Source organism: Pseudomonas sp. 5Vm1k, assembly GCF_056161485.1.
This window is the reverse complement of sequence record NZ_JBSPCZ010000008.1, coordinates 127,616-140,384: the sequence shown is the minus strand read 5'-3', so window position 1 is coordinate 140,384 and position 12,769 is coordinate 127,616. Positions and strand designations below refer to the sequence as shown.

Below are 12,769 nucleotides of genomic sequence, written 5' to 3'. Positions count from 1 at the left end.
GTGATTCAGGTGGACCGTGTTGCCTCGTTCGCGAGCAAGCCCGCTCCCACAGGAGTTCGGCGATAGTCCCCATTCAGTGTGGGAGCGGGCTTGCTCGCGAAGGCCGCGCCGCGATGTATCAGGAAAACTCAGCGATCAAGCAACCGAAAAAACCGCTCGCGAACCTGGGCGTTATCACTGTGCGCCACGTTGAATCGCAAAAACTGGCTGGCATCGGGGGCTTTGCTGAGCAAGGTGCCGGGCGCTAGCACGAGGTCGTTTTCAAGCCCTTTGCGGGCCAGGGTTTCGGCGTGCAGGCCTTCCGGCAAACGCGTCCAGATAAACAGCCCTTCACCGGGCAGGGAGGATACGGAGCAACCCGCCTCCACCAACCAACGCGCCACCCGGCTACTCGATTCATACAACCTATCCACCGTCCGCCGCGTATGTTTGGCATAGCTCCCATTGCTGAGCATCGTGCAAGTAATCTGCTCGGCAAACTCCGAGGTTACGCCGCCACAGGCCATTTTCAGGGTGATCAGCCGTGCCGCCAGTGGTGGCGACAGCACGGCATAGCTCACTCGGCTGTTGGCCGTCAGGGTCTTGGAGAACCCGGACACGTAACTCACATTCTCCAACCCGCTCGCCGCCAGGCGCGGTGTTCGGCGTTGCTGCAGGTCGCCATACAAATCGTCTTCGACAATGTGGAAACCATACCGATGGCTCAATTCCAGTATCCGATAAGCCTGAGCGGGGGAGAACGAGTGCCCGGTCGGGTTATGCAGCGTGCTGTTGGTCATGTAGAGCACGGGCTTGTGGGCGATCAGTTGTTGCTCGAAGGCATCGAGGTCCAGGCCGTCGCAATCCCGGCGGATGGTGATGACCTTGGCACCATGCAGCGCGAGGTTGGTGTGCATGTTGAAGTAGCACGGATCGTCGAGCAGCACGGTGTCGCCGGGTTTTATCAGCAGGCGCATCAGCAGGTCGATGGCCTGCATGGTGTTGGAGGTGGTGATGATCTGTTCCACCGGCACGTCGATGCCGAAGGTCGACAGCTTGACCCGCAACGCCTGACGCAGTGGCAGGTAACCGCCAACAACGCCGTACTCGCCCATGCGCAGGGCCGTGGCGCGCAGGGTGCCGCGCACGGCTTTGAGCAGTTCTTCGGCGGGTAGCCAGAAGGAGGGCAGGAATCCGCAGCCGGGGCGCAAGGCGCCGTTGTCCAGCAGCACGGCGCGGCGCACGACGCTAAGGGTGTCCTGGGGTTGCAGGTCGGGGCCGACTGCGGTCGGGATCGAGGTGCTGGAGCGGTGCACGTAATGCCCCGAGCCCTGGCGTGAAACCACCAGACCCTTGGCGCGCAAGTGATCGAGGGCCTCGACCACCGTGGACTTGCCCACATTCAGCAGCTCGGCGAGTTCGCGAATCGGTGGCAGCTTGGCGCCGTGGGGCAGGCCACCCTGGCTGATGGCGACCGACAGTTGATCGACGATCTGCTGCACCAGCGGCACGCCTGATTGGAGCTCGATAGCGGCAATGACCGCACGTTGAGCCTGCATTTTACTGGTCTCCCTGGCAGTAAAGTTCGCTGGATTCTATACGAACTTGCTCTGCTCACGGCAAGCGTCTGTGTCTACCCTCGACGGCGTGTTTCGCATGATTGATCTAGAAGGTGCAGTCAATGAACAAGCCAACCACCCGTGACGAACGCTTTATCGAGCTGGCCAAGGAGCATGGCTTCGACATCTATGACGAGAACTCCGCCGGCGGCCATTACGCCCCGCTGATCCGGCATGACGATGAGCTATATGTCAGTGGTCTGGTGCCACGGATGAACGGCAAAATTCAGTACCCCGGCCGAGTAGGGCTCGAACTCAACCTGGCGGATGCTCAAGCCGCTGCCAGCATCAGCGCCATACGCGCGCTGGCACTGATCATGGATGCCGTCGGTACACTGGATGAAATCAAGTCATTGATTCGTATAACGGTCTATGTGAAATCCACCTTTGATTTCGTCGATCTCAGTGAAGTGGCCAACGGTGCATCGGATGTGTTTACCCATGTGCTGGGCGACGCCGGTAAACATACCCGAACCACCGTCGGTGTTTATCAGTTGCCGAAAAATGCCCCAGTCGAAGTAGATTTGATCGCGGCATTGCATCCATCGGTGTTGTAAAACGCGTCACGTATTCAAAAGCCCCGCCTTCGAAAGATGCGCGGGGCTTTTTCATTCAAATGCGTGGCGAGAAGGCGCCTTGGTCTAATCTTGAAGTCAGGGATTATTGATGGATGGATAAAGGAGTTTGGGAGGGAAATGACTGAACATATGACCTGCGATGAACGCTACATCGCCCTGGCATCGGAACTCGGCTACGACATTTACGGTGAGAGCACCGCCGATTGGCATTACGCGCCGCTGATTCGCAATGACAATGAGCTGTATGTCAGCGGCTTGGTGCCGCGTGTACATGGCAAGGTTCAGTACCCCGGCAGAGTTGGCCTTGAGCTGACCCTGGCCGATGCTCAAACCGCCGCCAGCATTTGTGCAATGCGTGGTTTGGCGTTGATTGTCGATGCCGTCGGCTCGCTGGACAAAATCAAGTCGCTGTTGCGCGTCACCGTTTATGTAAAGTCCACGGCGGACTTTGTTGACCTGAGCGAAGTGGCCAATGGTGCGTCGGATGTCTTCAGGCATGTGCTGGGCGATGCGGGAAAACATACTCGAACGACGATTGGGGTTTATCAACTGCCGAACAACGCGGCGGTCCAACTGGATATGATCGCGGCGTTGCGCCCTGCAACGTGATGTTGCAGACAATAAAAAGCCCCGCACTGAGTTTCAGGACGGGGCTTTTGGTTTTAGCAGTAACGGTGAGGCGTTTTACTGTGCGGCGATGCTGTAACCGTCAAATGCGGTTTGCTGCTGCAGCGCAGTGATGATGTTCTTGCGGTTGACCGCTTGTTCCGTCCCGGCATTGTCGAGGAAGGTTTCGCTTTCCAGCTCCGCTTCTTCACCTTCGCCGACAAAAGTGAACCCGAGGAATTCCAGGGCTTCACGGTCAACGTTCAGGCGCGAGCGAGGCGTGCGCAGCGGCAGGGTGACGTTCACGCCATCCTTGCTGATGGTGAACACTTCGACTTCTTTCTTCGCGCGAGCAGCCTTGCTCTTGCCGCTGCTCGGGTTGCTGATGGCTTGATGCGTCTGGTTCAGCACTTTCAGCGCCAGGCCGTAGACGATTTCCTGAAACGCCGGGTCGTCCTTGAAGCTGGACAGGATACGGCTGATCGGGAATTTGCTGCTGAGGTCTTCCAAGGCAGCAATGTCGGAGGCTTCGGCATCCTTGAGTTGCTTGAGTTCGCCCATCAGTTCGTAGGCTTTATCGTCGTCGAAGCCGTCGTGAGCCTGGCGAATCGCGGCGCGCAGCTCGCGGATCTGGTCGCTTTCCCGGGTAGACTGGAAAGCGTCCAGCACCATCTCGCTGATGGTCTTGGCCTGGGGCACGTGCTGTGAAAGATTGATGGAGTTTTCGTATTCCGCTTTGGACGACAAGGTGACTACGGATTCAGCGGTGTTGGAATCGGACATTGAAATTTCACTACTTCTTTTAACTTGAATTGAGGCGAAAAAGCGCCAGGCCTTTTCAGGCCGCCTAATCTATTGGACCGAGGCGACGTTGTCACGGCCCAACAGGCGAGCGGGTCTATTTGGATGCCTACCAACCCGTAGGAGATGCCGAAGGCTGTGATCTTTTGATCTTCAGCACCTTCGGCTCCGACAAAGATCAAGATCAAAAGATCGCAGCCTTCGGCAGCTCCTACGCGGTTGTCATTGGCTTCAGGGATTGGAAAATCCGGTACAGCTTGAGCGAGCGCCCGCAGAACAACCCGCTGGCAAAGCCTGACGCACACGCCTTGTACAACACCATCTGCAGCGTTGCCGACAATTCGGGCTCCACTGCTGCCTGATAGCCGAAGTAATAGTTCACCGCAAAAAACAGCAGGTAGAGCGCCAGCGTCTTGATTGAACCCGGCAGGATCAACCCGGTATGCGAATCATCCCGCTCGATGCCCTTGCGTGAAAAGATCAACAGCGCGGCCAGGCTGCCGATCAGGACGGCGACTAACCAGCAGGTCAACGACAACGGTGGGTTGAGCGTGAGGTTCAGCGAATACAGCGACCACGCCAACAAAATCGGTGGCGTAACCAGCAATGACGTTTTGCTTTCCCGTGTCGGGGACAGAGCTTTGAAGCCGTAGTAACACAGCAGCAGAAGTACTCCGTAAACCCACAATGGGGTGTTTTGCAGGGTGTTCAACATTGCGCAGCGTCCTTGCCGAAATGGGTGCCGGGATCATAGCGGTAGCGCTCGACTATTTCCCCGGTGAATTCAGATTCATCGAGCGAACCACTCCTTGCTCGGCCGTTTGCTCGTCCACGGGTAACGTGAAGCGAAAGGTTGCACCGCGTCCCGGCACATCGATCAACTGGATATCACGGCCATGCAGTTGCAGGATGCGATGCACGATTCGCAGTCCCAGCCCGCCATCGCGCCGTGCACCGCCAATGTTGAATGGCCGCAGGAACAGCCCTTCGCGCAGTTCGGCGGCGATGCCGGGGCCGGTATCGCTGATGGTCACTTCGACGAACGAGCCTTGAGGGCGCAGGCTGAGTTCGATTTCGCCGCCCTGAGGGGTATGGCGCAGGGCATTGTCGAACAGGTTGGTCAGCACCCGTTCGATCAGCCCCAGGTCGGCGCAAGCGGCGGAAACGTTGGAGGCGAAAGTCGCCTTGAGTTCCACCTGACGCGCTTCGGCGGTGAGTTCGAACTTCTGGAAGATGTCCTGCACCAGGTCGGTCACGGAGAAGCGCTCCAGCACCGGTTGCACAAAACCATGTTCCAGCCGCACCAGTTCCAACAGCGATTGTGCCAGGCCACCGACTTTGCGGCTTTGGTCCAGGGCGATGCCCAGGTAGCGGCGGCGGTCGGCGGGGGAGAGCGTGGCGTCCTTGAGCGACAGGGTTTCCAGGTAGCCGTGCAGCGAGGCAAGCGGTGTGCGCAGGTCGTGGGAAATGTTTGCCACCAGTTCCCGACGTTCCTGATCCTGGCGCGTCAGCGAACGCCATTGTTCACTGAGGCGGGTTTGCATCTGCCGGAACGCGGCGTCGAGGACGGCAATTTCATCGTGGCTGGCGGCTTTTTCCACCGGGGCCGAGGTCGGCGGCGTGACCGGCACACCATCGATATCGAACTGGCTGACGGTTTCGGTCAGGCGCCGCAACGGCCGGGTGATCAGGGCAAAGGCTGTGAGGCCGGCGATCAGGCACAACAGCGCCACCAATCCGATGGACAGCAGGGCCGTATTCAGCGCCGCGCTGGTAGCACCGCGTTCGGCGTAGCGGTCATGTTCTTCGCTGAGCAGCACTACATACAGATAACCGGCGGGTTTGCCATCGACCTGCAACGGCGCGGCGCTGAATACCTTGCGGCCATCGACGCTGCGCGGGTCATCTCCGAGAATCGGCAGAGCGTCGCCCTTGAGCAAGCGCTGGATCGGCTGCAGATCGACTTGATTGCGACGTATCCGTCCTTCCGGCGCGGCACTGCCGACAATGCGGCCCTGGCTGTCGAGCAGATAGACCTCGACGCTCGGGTTGACCAGCATCAATTGGCTGAACAGATCGCGCACGGCATTCGGCATCAGGCCCTTAGCGTCCATCAGCACGGTGTCGTGGGCGATGTGCTGGGCCAGGTCCCGGGACAACCCTTGCACCACTTCCAGCTCATGCATCTGGTTGGAGCGCACCTGCATCCATGCCGAGGTGCCGCAGCACACCAGCAGCAACACGGCGAACACCAGGGACAGGCGCTGAGACAGGGTCATTCTCATGGCTGGTCCTCGGATGCCGCGAATTTGTAACCGCGTCCCCACACGGTGAGGATGCGCACCGGTTGTGCCGGATCGGTTTCGATCTTGGCCCGCAGGCGATTGATGTGGGTGTTGACCGTGTGCTCGTAGCCTTCGTGGCTATAGCCCCACACGGCGTTGAGCAGGTCCATGCGCGAAAACACCTTGCCCGGCTGGCGGGCGAAGAAATACAGCAAGTCGAACTCCCGCGGCGTCAGGTCGAGGCGCCGGCCATCGAGGGACACTTCGCGGGTGATCGGGTCGATGGACAGGCCGTCGAGGATCAGGCTGCCGGCGTCCATCTTCAGGTTGCGGGCCATGGCGTCGACCCGTCGCAGTAACGCCTTGACCCGCGCCACCAGCTCCAGCATGGAAAACGGCTTGGCCAGGTAATCGTCGGCCCCCAGCTCCAGACCCAGGATGCGGTGCAGTTCGCTGGAGCGCGCACTGGTGATGATGATTGGGGTGTAGCGAGCCATGGCGCGGGCGCGTTTGCAGATTTCCAGGCCATCGACACCGGGCAGCATCAGGTCGAGGATCAGCGCGTCCCAGCTTCCTTGCTGCAACAGGCGCATGCCTTCGTCCCCGTCGGCGCAATGCACCACCTCGAACTGCTCATCGCGTAGATGCAGGCAGATAAGGTCGGCGATATGCAGGTCGTCCTCGACCACCAGGACGCGTTTGGTCTGTTCCATAAAGCTCAATCCTTTGCTGCGAATGGGCACATTGTGCGGGTTTTCCTCGGGTGGAGTTATCACGAATTGTTTAACTCCCCGTGAGGATTTGGCGATCAACCCAAGCCTAGGCTGTGTTCCATGACAGGCACCTGGAATTTTGGAGACGGCCATGTTTTCACGCAGACAATTTCTTCTAACGAGCGGCGGGCTAGGGGCTGCAGCCCTGGTGATCGGTGTATTGCCAAAATTTGCGGCGAGTTCTGCACTGATCAGCGAGGCCAGCGCGGCGCAGGTTTTCGAAGTGACGCACACCGACAGCGAATGGCACACCCTGCTCAGCGCCGAACAGTACGAAATCCTGCGTGAGGAAGGCACCGAACGGGCGTATAGCAGCCCGCTGAACAACGAGCACCGGGCGGGCACGTTTGCCTGCGCCGGGTGTGATCTGGCGTTGTTTTCATCGGACACCAAGTTCGACAGCCGCACCGGTTGGCCGAGTTTCTGGGCGCCGCTGGACAAGGCTGTGGCCACGCGTCAGGACCGCTCATTTGGCGTGTTGCGCGAAGAGGTTCACTGTCGGCGTTGTGGCGGGCACCTGGGCCATGTCTTTGACGATGGACCCAAACCGACTGGCCTACGCTACTGCATGAATGGCCTGGCGATGACCTTCAAACCCCAGACGGCTTGATCCGAAGGCACTTACTTTCTCTCACTTGATGCAGGTCGACACTATGTGGCTTCTGGTTCTCTCTTATCTCGGTGGTGTGCTGACGATTGTCAGCCCATGCATCCTGCCGGTATTGCCGTTCGTCTTTGCACGCACCGGGCAACCGTTTGTGAAAAGTGGCTTGCCGCTGTTGGTGGGGATGGCGATGACCTTCGCGCTGGTCGCCACGTTGGCGGCGGTGGGCGGCGGTTGGGTGGTGCAACTCAATCAGTACGGTCGCTGGCTCGCATTGGTGTTCGTCGCGCTGTTTGGCCTGACACTGTTGCTGCCAAAACTGGCTGACCGTTTGACCCGTCCGCTGGTCGCGGCGGGCAGTCGGTTGTCGGAAGTCGCGGGTGCCGATTCCCGGCCGCGTCCCGGTGCTTCGTTCCTCATCGGCGTTGCCACGGGCCTTCTGTGGGCGCCGTGCGCCGGGCCGATTCTCGGGCTGGTGCTGACCGGTGCGGCGCTGCAAGGGGCGAGTATCGGGACCACTTTGTTGCTGCTGGCATACGCCGCCGGTGCAGCGACGTCCCTGGCCGTGGCGCTGTTGCTGGGCGGTAAGGTGTTCGCGGCGATGAAACGTTCGATCGGCGCTGGCGAGTGGGTGCGCAAGGGGCTTGGCGCGATGATGCTGGCCGGCGTGGCAGCGATTGCGCTGGGGCTGGACACCGGGATTCTGGCGCGGGTTTCGACGGCTTCCACCGGTGGCATCGAACAAGCGCTGGTTGGACGACTGGCCGGTAAATCACCGAGTAACAGCGAGCCGATTCCGGCTGCTGGCGGTGCAATGCAAGTGGCTGACAAAACCCCAGGCACGCTGCCCGTTGAAGGCAATCTCCCGCCGCTGGACGGCGCCGTGCAATGGCTCAACTCGCCACCGCTCACCGCCGAGGCGCTGAAGGGCAAGGTCGTGTTGGTGGATTTCTGGACTTACTCCTGCATCAACTGCCTGCGCACCCTGCCGTATGTGAAAGCCTGGGCCGAAAAATACCGTGATCAGGGCCTAGTGGTGATCGGCGTGCATGCACCGGAGTTTGCCTTCGAACGCAATGTCGGCAATGTCACCAAAGCCATGAAAGACCTGGGCATCAATTATCCGGTGGCCATCGATAACGATTACAAGATCTGGCGTGCGTTCAACAACGAGTACTGGCCGGCGCATTACTTTGCCGATGCCCAGGGGCGTATTCGTTATCACCACTTTGGCGAAGGCGAGTACGCCGAGTCGGAGCGGGTGATTCAGCAATTGCTGAAGGAAGCAGGGGCAACCAAGGTCGCGGACGGTCTGATCAATGCCAGCGCCGAGGGCGTGCAACTCGCCCCGGATATGAGCGAAGTCCAGTCACCGGAAACCTATGTCGGCTATCAGCGTGCGGAGAACTTCGTCCCGGAAAAAAGTTTCGTGGCTGACAAAGTGGCGACTTACACCCCACCGTCCCAATTGGCTCTGAATAACTGGAGCCTGGGCGGCCAGTGGAATGTCGGGTCGGAGCGAGCTACGGCCAGCGCGCCGGCCAGCCGCATTGTCTACCGCTTCCATGCCCGTGATCTGCATCTGGTCTTGGGGCCAGGAACCGATGGCAAACCAGTGCGCTTCAAAGTGCTGATTGACGGTAAGGCACCGGCCGATGCTCACGGCACTGACGTCGCTCCCGACGGCAGCGGCAGCGTGACCGAACAACGCTTGTATCAGTTGGTGCGCCAGTCCGGCGATGTCACGGACCGCACGTTCAGCATCGAGTTTCTCGACCCGGGCGTCTCGGCATACGCCTTTACGTTTGGTTGATAACCATCCCATTTTCCAAGGAGTCAGCCCCATGAAAACTCTCTTCACCTGGCGCCGTACCTTGCTGGGCCTGGCGGCAGCCAGCGTTATCGGCCAATGCTCGGCGTTCTCCTTCGGCACCTCTGAAGACGCCGTGGTCATCCCGCCACCGACTGTTGACGAAACCACTCAGGCCCACAGCGAAACTGCAGTCTTCGCCGGCGGTTGTTTCTGGGGCGTTCAGGGTGTGTTTCAGCATGTCAAAGGCGTGAAGAAAGCCGTGTCCGGTTATGCCGGTGGTGCGGCCAATACCGCTGAATACGAGAAGGTCAGCGAGGGCGATACTGGGCATGCGGAATCTGTTGAAGTCACCTTCGACCCGACTCAAGTCACCTACGGCACCTTGCTGCAAATTTACTTTTCGGTGGCCCATAACCCCACGGAACTCAACCGTCAGGGGCCTGACAGCGGTACTCAATATCGCTCGGCGATCTTTCCGGAAAACAAGGAACAACAACGCGTCGCCCAGGCCTACATCGCCCAGCTCGACGCCGCGCATTTGTTCAGCAAACCCATCGTGACCAAACTGGAAACCTACAACGGCTTCTACCCGGCCGAGGACTACCACCAGGACTTCCTGACGGAGCACCCGACGTATCCGTACATCGTGATCAACGATATGCCGAAAGTGGCGCAGTTGAAGCAGCTGTATCCGGACCGGTATCAGGAGAAAGCGGTATTGGTGAAAGCGGGGTCATAAGCGTTTGCCCATTTCGAAGGCGCGCATTTCATAGCCCAGTTCCTCGTACAGCCGAAGTGCCGGAGCGTTGAAGGCCCAAACGGTGAGCCGAAGATCCGTGGCACCTTGTTCGATAGCCCAGGCTTGGGCGCGCTCCATCAGCGCACGCCCAACGCCTTGACCTCGAGCATTGTCATCAACACAGACTGAGCCCACCCGGCCCACCTGTTGATGCTGAATCAGCGGACTGCTGAACGAAGTGACTTGCACGGTGATGAAACCAATCGCTTTGCCAGCCTGCTCGGCGAGAAAAGTCACTTGATGCTCGCCGTCGAGGTACGGCTGCCAGTGGGCGCTGTCCCGCGCAAAATCTTCGGTGGCCGGCGCATAGATGTCCGGCCGTTCTCGGTGGTGCAGGCTATTGAGTTGCTGGCCCAGTTCGCAAATGGCGAGAAGATCGTCCGGTGTGGCCCGGCGATACAGAGGAGAGGAGGTCATAGGCTTTCCTTGGCGTTTGTTTACTTCAATGAATGCACATCGGGCTATCCGCCTCGCGGACGCTCCATGGCAATGCTCGATGCCTTAAAACCCAGACTGGAGAAAAACTCCGAAGCACCTTCCCGGCCGGCGCGTAGAACCCAGGTGATGTCGGAGTTTTCACCCATGACGTGCTCAACCAGTGCACGACCTACACCTTGGCGTCGATGTTGCCCACTCACGACCACCATCGACAGATAACCGTTGGACAGTCCGTCGCTAATGCCTCGGGCAAATCCGACAATTTGCGAGTCCATTACGGCAAGAGCCGTGCGTTGGGAGTTGGCGATCAGTTGTGCGAAATGTTCGGCTGAACCGGTCCGATGGCCCCAGCCGTTCTGCCCAAGAAACAGTCTCACGGATTCGACATCCGAAGGCTTCAGATCACGGATTTGCATAACCGCATTCATCCCGAAATCACATTTTTGCCCATCACTTTCGAGCGATACAGCGCCTGATCGGCCCTGGCCAGGAGGCCGGTCTGTTGTTCCTCGTCAAAGCGCTGAACCACCCCAAAACTCAGGGTCACTTGAAAGTCCCCCACGGGCAGCAAACTCGTCAGGCCCTGACGGATTTTTTCCGCGACCCCTCGGGCATCGACCAGCGGGGTATTGGGCAGGATCAGGATGAATTCGTCGCCGCCCCAGCGAGACAGCAAGTCACCGTCGCGCACGCAGCTTTTCAGGCACTCGACCACTTGGACCAACGCCGCATCGCCCAGCGCGTGGCCATAGTGATCATTGATGTTCTTGAAGTCGTCGATGTCCATGGCAATCAGCGACAGCGGTTGGCGGAAGCGCTGGGCCCGGTCGCATTCCTGGGGCAGGGCTTTTTCCAGGCGATAGCGATTGGCGACTGAAGTCAGGGCATCGGTCTCGGCCAGTTTGCGGTTTTCTTCGAGTTGGATTTGCAGTTGCTGATTGACCCTGGACAGCTCCCGGGTACGTTCTTCGACGAGGGCTTCGAGAGAGTGATTGCGCCGCTCCAGTTCTTCGAGCAGACGCTTCTTGTCTTCGATGCTGCGATGCGCTCCGACCATCCGCGCGACCGAGCCATCGGCATTGCGCGCCAGGATATAGCCGCGATCTTCGATCCAGGTGTAAGAGCCATCCTTTCGGCGGCAACGATACTCGGCCTGATAGCCGGGCGCGCGCTGACTCAGGTAGTCATCGAACAACGCCATGACCCGCGAATAATCGTCGGGATGCATCACGGTTTCCCAGGTCAGCACGCTGTTTTCCAGAGAGTGCGGCGTGTAGCCGAGCATCTCGTACCACCCGGGGTTGCGGTAGACGAATCCGGTGTTGGCATTCCAGTCCCAGATGCCGTCGCTGACCAGTTCCATAATGGTGTGCAGCATGTCTTCGTTGAAGTCCGACAGATTGAACTTCAACGGCTCGATATCCGTTGCGTCGCCCATCACCGCTCTCCTTGCCGCCCCTATATCGATGTGACTCGCCCGTCGAGCAGATTAGTCCATGGGGCATTGGCGCGGCTAGTGCTTGCCCCACATCTGCATGGCGAAGTCGACGAAGCTACGCAGTTTCGGCAAACGGTAGCGATCCTGGGTGTACACCAGGTTCATCGGTCGGCTCGGCAGTTGGTAATCCTGCATCAGCGCCACCAGTTTGCCGTCCCTGAGGTCTTGTTCGACCAGCGCATCGGGCACCATCACGATGCCCATGCCGGTTCGCGCCGCTTGGTGTAGGCCGGCCGAGCTGTTGATCAGCATCGAACCGCTGACGGCGACCATCACTTCGCCTTCCGGGCCGGTCAGGCGCCATTGTTTTTCCACCGAACGCCAGTCATCGTCTTCCGGGTAAGCGAAGGCCAGGCAGTCGTGGTGCCGTAGGTCTTCGGGTTTCTGCGGGGTGCCCCGGCGCGCCAAATACGCCTTCGAGGCGCACATGGTCAGGGTGTAATCGATCAATGGGCGGGCAATCAGGTTGGACGACTCGATGGCGCCCAGGCGAATCGCCACATCGAAACCGTTTTCCAGCAGCGCTGGACGGCAGTTGGTTAGCACGACGTCCAACTTGACCTGCGGGCAGCGCAAAGAGAATTCACTGAGCGCCGGTGCCAGTCGTTCGGTGCCAAACGTAAGCGGCGCGGCAATGCGCAACGTACCGCTGGGTCCATCAAGGGCCTGTTCCGCCAATCGTTCGGAATCAGCCACCGACCCCAATACTTCAAGGCAGCGCTGGTAATACGCGGTGCCAAACTCCGTCAGACGCTGGCTCCGTGTCGTGCGGTTAAGCAAGCGTACGCCGAGCCGTTGTTCCAGGGCGCGCAAGTGATTGCCGACCATGGTCGTGGACATTTCACACTGCAACGCGGCGGCGGTCATGCTGCCGGTTTCCACCACGCGAACGTAAACGGTCATTGCCTGAAACAAATCCATTATCAAGCCCAGCTTTTAAATGATTGAAGTATTGCGGCGTTTATCCAGCTCAGGT

Annotated in this window: 14 protein-coding genes; 5 read left to right on the top strand and 9 right to left on the bottom strand. The window is 59.4% G+C overall.

Features of this window, described 5'->3' with window-relative positions:
- Positions 1 to 128: 128 nt before the first annotated feature.
- Positions 129 to 1,538 (bottom strand): aminotransferase-like domain-containing protein, encoded by a 1,410-nt coding sequence (locus ACWIKB_RS17505; protein WP_475268430.1) that lies wholly within the window; start codon positions 1,536 to 1,538, stop codon positions 129 to 131.
- A gap of 122 nt (positions 1,539 to 1,660) precedes the next feature.
- Here ACWIKB_RS17505 and ACWIKB_RS17500 point away from each other — a divergent pair, with 122 nt between their 5' ends.
- Together ACWIKB_RS17500 and ACWIKB_RS17495 are read left to right on the top strand one after the other, a co-directional pair.
- Positions 1,661 to 2,155, top strand: coding sequence for a RidA family protein (locus ACWIKB_RS17500; protein WP_475268429.1), 495 nt, complete (start codon positions 1,661 to 1,663; stop codon positions 2,153 to 2,155).
- Positions 2,156 to 2,293: 138 nt separating this feature from the next.
- The gene (locus ACWIKB_RS17495; protein WP_475268428.1) at positions 2,294 to 2,785 is read left to right on the top strand and encodes a RidA family protein; all 492 of its coding nucleotides are present in this window, start codon (positions 2,294 to 2,296) and stop codon (positions 2,783 to 2,785) included.
- Between the two features lie 75 nt (positions 2,786 to 2,860).
- On the opposite strand, the gene ACWIKB_RS17490 is transcribed toward ACWIKB_RS17495, so the two are convergent.
- The 4 genes from ACWIKB_RS17490 to ACWIKB_RS17475 all read right to left on the bottom strand — a co-directional run bounded on the left by ACWIKB_RS17490 (position 2,861) and on the right by ACWIKB_RS17475 (position 6,581).
- Positions 2,861 to 3,565 carry a hypothetical protein gene (locus ACWIKB_RS17490; protein ID WP_475268427.1) on the bottom strand — a complete coding sequence of 235 codons (705 nt, stop codon included), beginning with the start codon at positions 3,563 to 3,565 and terminating at the stop codon, positions 2,861 to 2,863.
- A gap of 229 nt (positions 3,566 to 3,794) precedes the next feature.
- Positions 3,795 to 4,298, bottom strand: a complete 504-nt coding sequence (locus tag ACWIKB_RS17485) for a DUF6622 family protein (RefSeq protein WP_475268426.1) — start codon at positions 4,296 to 4,298, stop codon at positions 3,795 to 3,797.
- Positions 4,299 to 4,350: 52 nt separating this feature from the next.
- Positions 4,351 to 5,868, bottom strand: coding sequence for a sensor histidine kinase (locus ACWIKB_RS17480; protein WP_475268425.1), 1,518 nt, complete (start codon positions 5,866 to 5,868; stop codon positions 4,351 to 4,353).
- Positions 5,865 to 6,581 carry a response regulator transcription factor gene (locus tag ACWIKB_RS17475; RefSeq protein WP_054045482.1) on the bottom strand — a complete coding sequence of 239 codons (717 nt, stop codon included), beginning with the start codon at positions 6,579 to 6,581 and terminating at the stop codon, positions 5,865 to 5,867. Before ACWIKB_RS17475 ends, ACWIKB_RS17480 begins: the two co-directional genes overlap by 4 nt.
- Positions 6,582 to 6,732: 151 nt before the next feature.
- Here ACWIKB_RS17475 and msrB point away from each other — a divergent pair, with 151 nt between their 5' ends.
- From msrB to msrA, 3 genes are read left to right on the top strand one after another with little or no spacing between them, the layout of a single operon-like run.
- Positions 6,733 to 7,251 (top strand): peptide-methionine (R)-S-oxide reductase MsrB, encoded by a 519-nt coding sequence (msrB, locus tag ACWIKB_RS17470; protein WP_475268424.1) that lies wholly within the window; start codon positions 6,733 to 6,735, stop codon positions 7,249 to 7,251.
- Between the two features lie 43 nt (positions 7,252 to 7,294).
- The gene (locus ACWIKB_RS17465; RefSeq protein WP_475268423.1) at positions 7,295 to 9,058 is read left to right on the top strand and encodes a cytochrome c biogenesis protein DipZ; all 1,764 of its coding nucleotides are present in this window, start codon (positions 7,295 to 7,297) and stop codon (positions 9,056 to 9,058) included.
- A gap of 31 nt (positions 9,059 to 9,089) precedes the next feature.
- Positions 9,090 to 9,797 (top strand): peptide-methionine (S)-S-oxide reductase MsrA, encoded by a 708-nt coding sequence (gene msrA, locus ACWIKB_RS17460; RefSeq protein WP_475268421.1) that lies wholly within the window; start codon positions 9,090 to 9,092, stop codon positions 9,795 to 9,797.
- On the opposite strand, the gene ACWIKB_RS17455 is transcribed toward msrA, so the two are convergent.
- The 4 genes from ACWIKB_RS17455 to ACWIKB_RS17440 all read right to left on the bottom strand — a co-directional run bounded on the left by ACWIKB_RS17455 (position 9,792) and on the right by ACWIKB_RS17440 (position 12,714).
- Positions 9,792 to 10,274, bottom strand: a complete 483-nt coding sequence (locus ACWIKB_RS17455; RefSeq protein WP_475268419.1) for an N-acetyltransferase family protein — start codon at positions 10,272 to 10,274, stop codon at positions 9,792 to 9,794. The genes msrA and ACWIKB_RS17455 overlap by 6 nt on opposite strands.
- Before the next feature lie 44 nt (positions 10,275 to 10,318).
- Positions 10,319 to 10,723, bottom strand: coding sequence for a GNAT family N-acetyltransferase (locus ACWIKB_RS17450; RefSeq protein ID WP_475268417.1), 405 nt, complete (start codon positions 10,721 to 10,723; stop codon positions 10,319 to 10,321).
- Entirely contained in the window at positions 10,720 to 11,733 is a 1,014-nt protein-coding gene (locus ACWIKB_RS17445) for a sensor domain-containing diguanylate cyclase (RefSeq protein WP_475268415.1), read from the bottom strand. Before ACWIKB_RS17445 ends, ACWIKB_RS17450 begins: the two co-directional genes overlap by 4 nt.
- Positions 11,734 to 11,808: 75 nt before the next feature.
- Positions 11,809 to 12,714 (bottom strand): LysR family transcriptional regulator, encoded by a 906-nt coding sequence (locus ACWIKB_RS17440; RefSeq protein WP_475268414.1) that lies wholly within the window; start codon positions 12,712 to 12,714, stop codon positions 11,809 to 11,811.
- Between the last annotated feature and the right edge of the window lie 55 nt (positions 12,715 to 12,769).

What these genes read in the sequence shown, in the direction of transcription:
- ACWIKB_RS17505 (WP_475268430.1), bottom strand. Translation starts at nt 1,538, where the DNA reads ATGCAGGCTCAACGTGCGGTCATTGCCGCTATCGAGCTCCAATCAGGC.
- ACWIKB_RS17480 (WP_475268425.1), bottom strand. Translation starts at nt 5,868, where the DNA reads ATGAGAATGACCCTGTCTCAGCGCCTGTCCCTGGTGTTCGCCGTGTTG.
- ACWIKB_RS17440 (WP_475268414.1), bottom strand. Translation starts at nt 12,714, where the DNA reads ATGGATTTGTTTCAGGCAATGACCGTTTACGTTCGCGTGGTGGAAACC.
- msrA (WP_475268421.1), top strand. Translation starts at nt 9,090, where the DNA reads ATGAAAACTCTCTTCACCTGGCGCCGTACCTTGCTGGGCCTGGCGGCA.
- ACWIKB_RS17490 (WP_475268427.1), bottom strand. Translation starts at nt 3,565, where the DNA reads ATGTCCGATTCCAACACCGCTGAATCCGTAGTCACCTTGTCGTCCAAA.
- ACWIKB_RS17465 (WP_475268423.1), top strand. Translation starts at nt 7,295, where the DNA reads ATGTGGCTTCTGGTTCTCTCTTATCTCGGTGGTGTGCTGACGATTGTC.
- ACWIKB_RS17485 (WP_475268426.1), bottom strand. Translation starts at nt 4,298, where the DNA reads ATGTTGAACACCCTGCAAAACACCCCATTGTGGGTTTACGGAGTACTT.
- ACWIKB_RS17500 (WP_475268429.1), top strand. Translation starts at nt 1,661, where the DNA reads ATGAACAAGCCAACCACCCGTGACGAACGCTTTATCGAGCTGGCCAAG.
- ACWIKB_RS17495 (WP_475268428.1), top strand. Translation starts at nt 2,294, where the DNA reads ATGACTGAACATATGACCTGCGATGAACGCTACATCGCCCTGGCATCG.
- ACWIKB_RS17455 (WP_475268419.1), bottom strand. Translation starts at nt 10,274, where the DNA reads ATGACCTCCTCTCCTCTGTATCGCCGGGCCACACCGGACGATCTTCTC.
- ACWIKB_RS17445 (WP_475268415.1), bottom strand. Translation starts at nt 11,733, where the DNA reads ATGGGCGACGCAACGGATATCGAGCCGTTGAAGTTCAATCTGTCGGAC.
- ACWIKB_RS17450 (WP_475268417.1), bottom strand. Translation starts at nt 10,723, where the DNA reads ATGAATGCGGTTATGCAAATCCGTGATCTGAAGCCTTCGGATGTCGAA.
- msrB (WP_475268424.1), top strand. Translation starts at nt 6,733, where the DNA reads ATGTTTTCACGCAGACAATTTCTTCTAACGAGCGGCGGGCTAGGGGCT.
- ACWIKB_RS17475 (WP_054045482.1), bottom strand. Translation starts at nt 6,581, where the DNA reads ATGGAACAGACCAAACGCGTCCTGGTGGTCGAGGACGACCTGCATATC.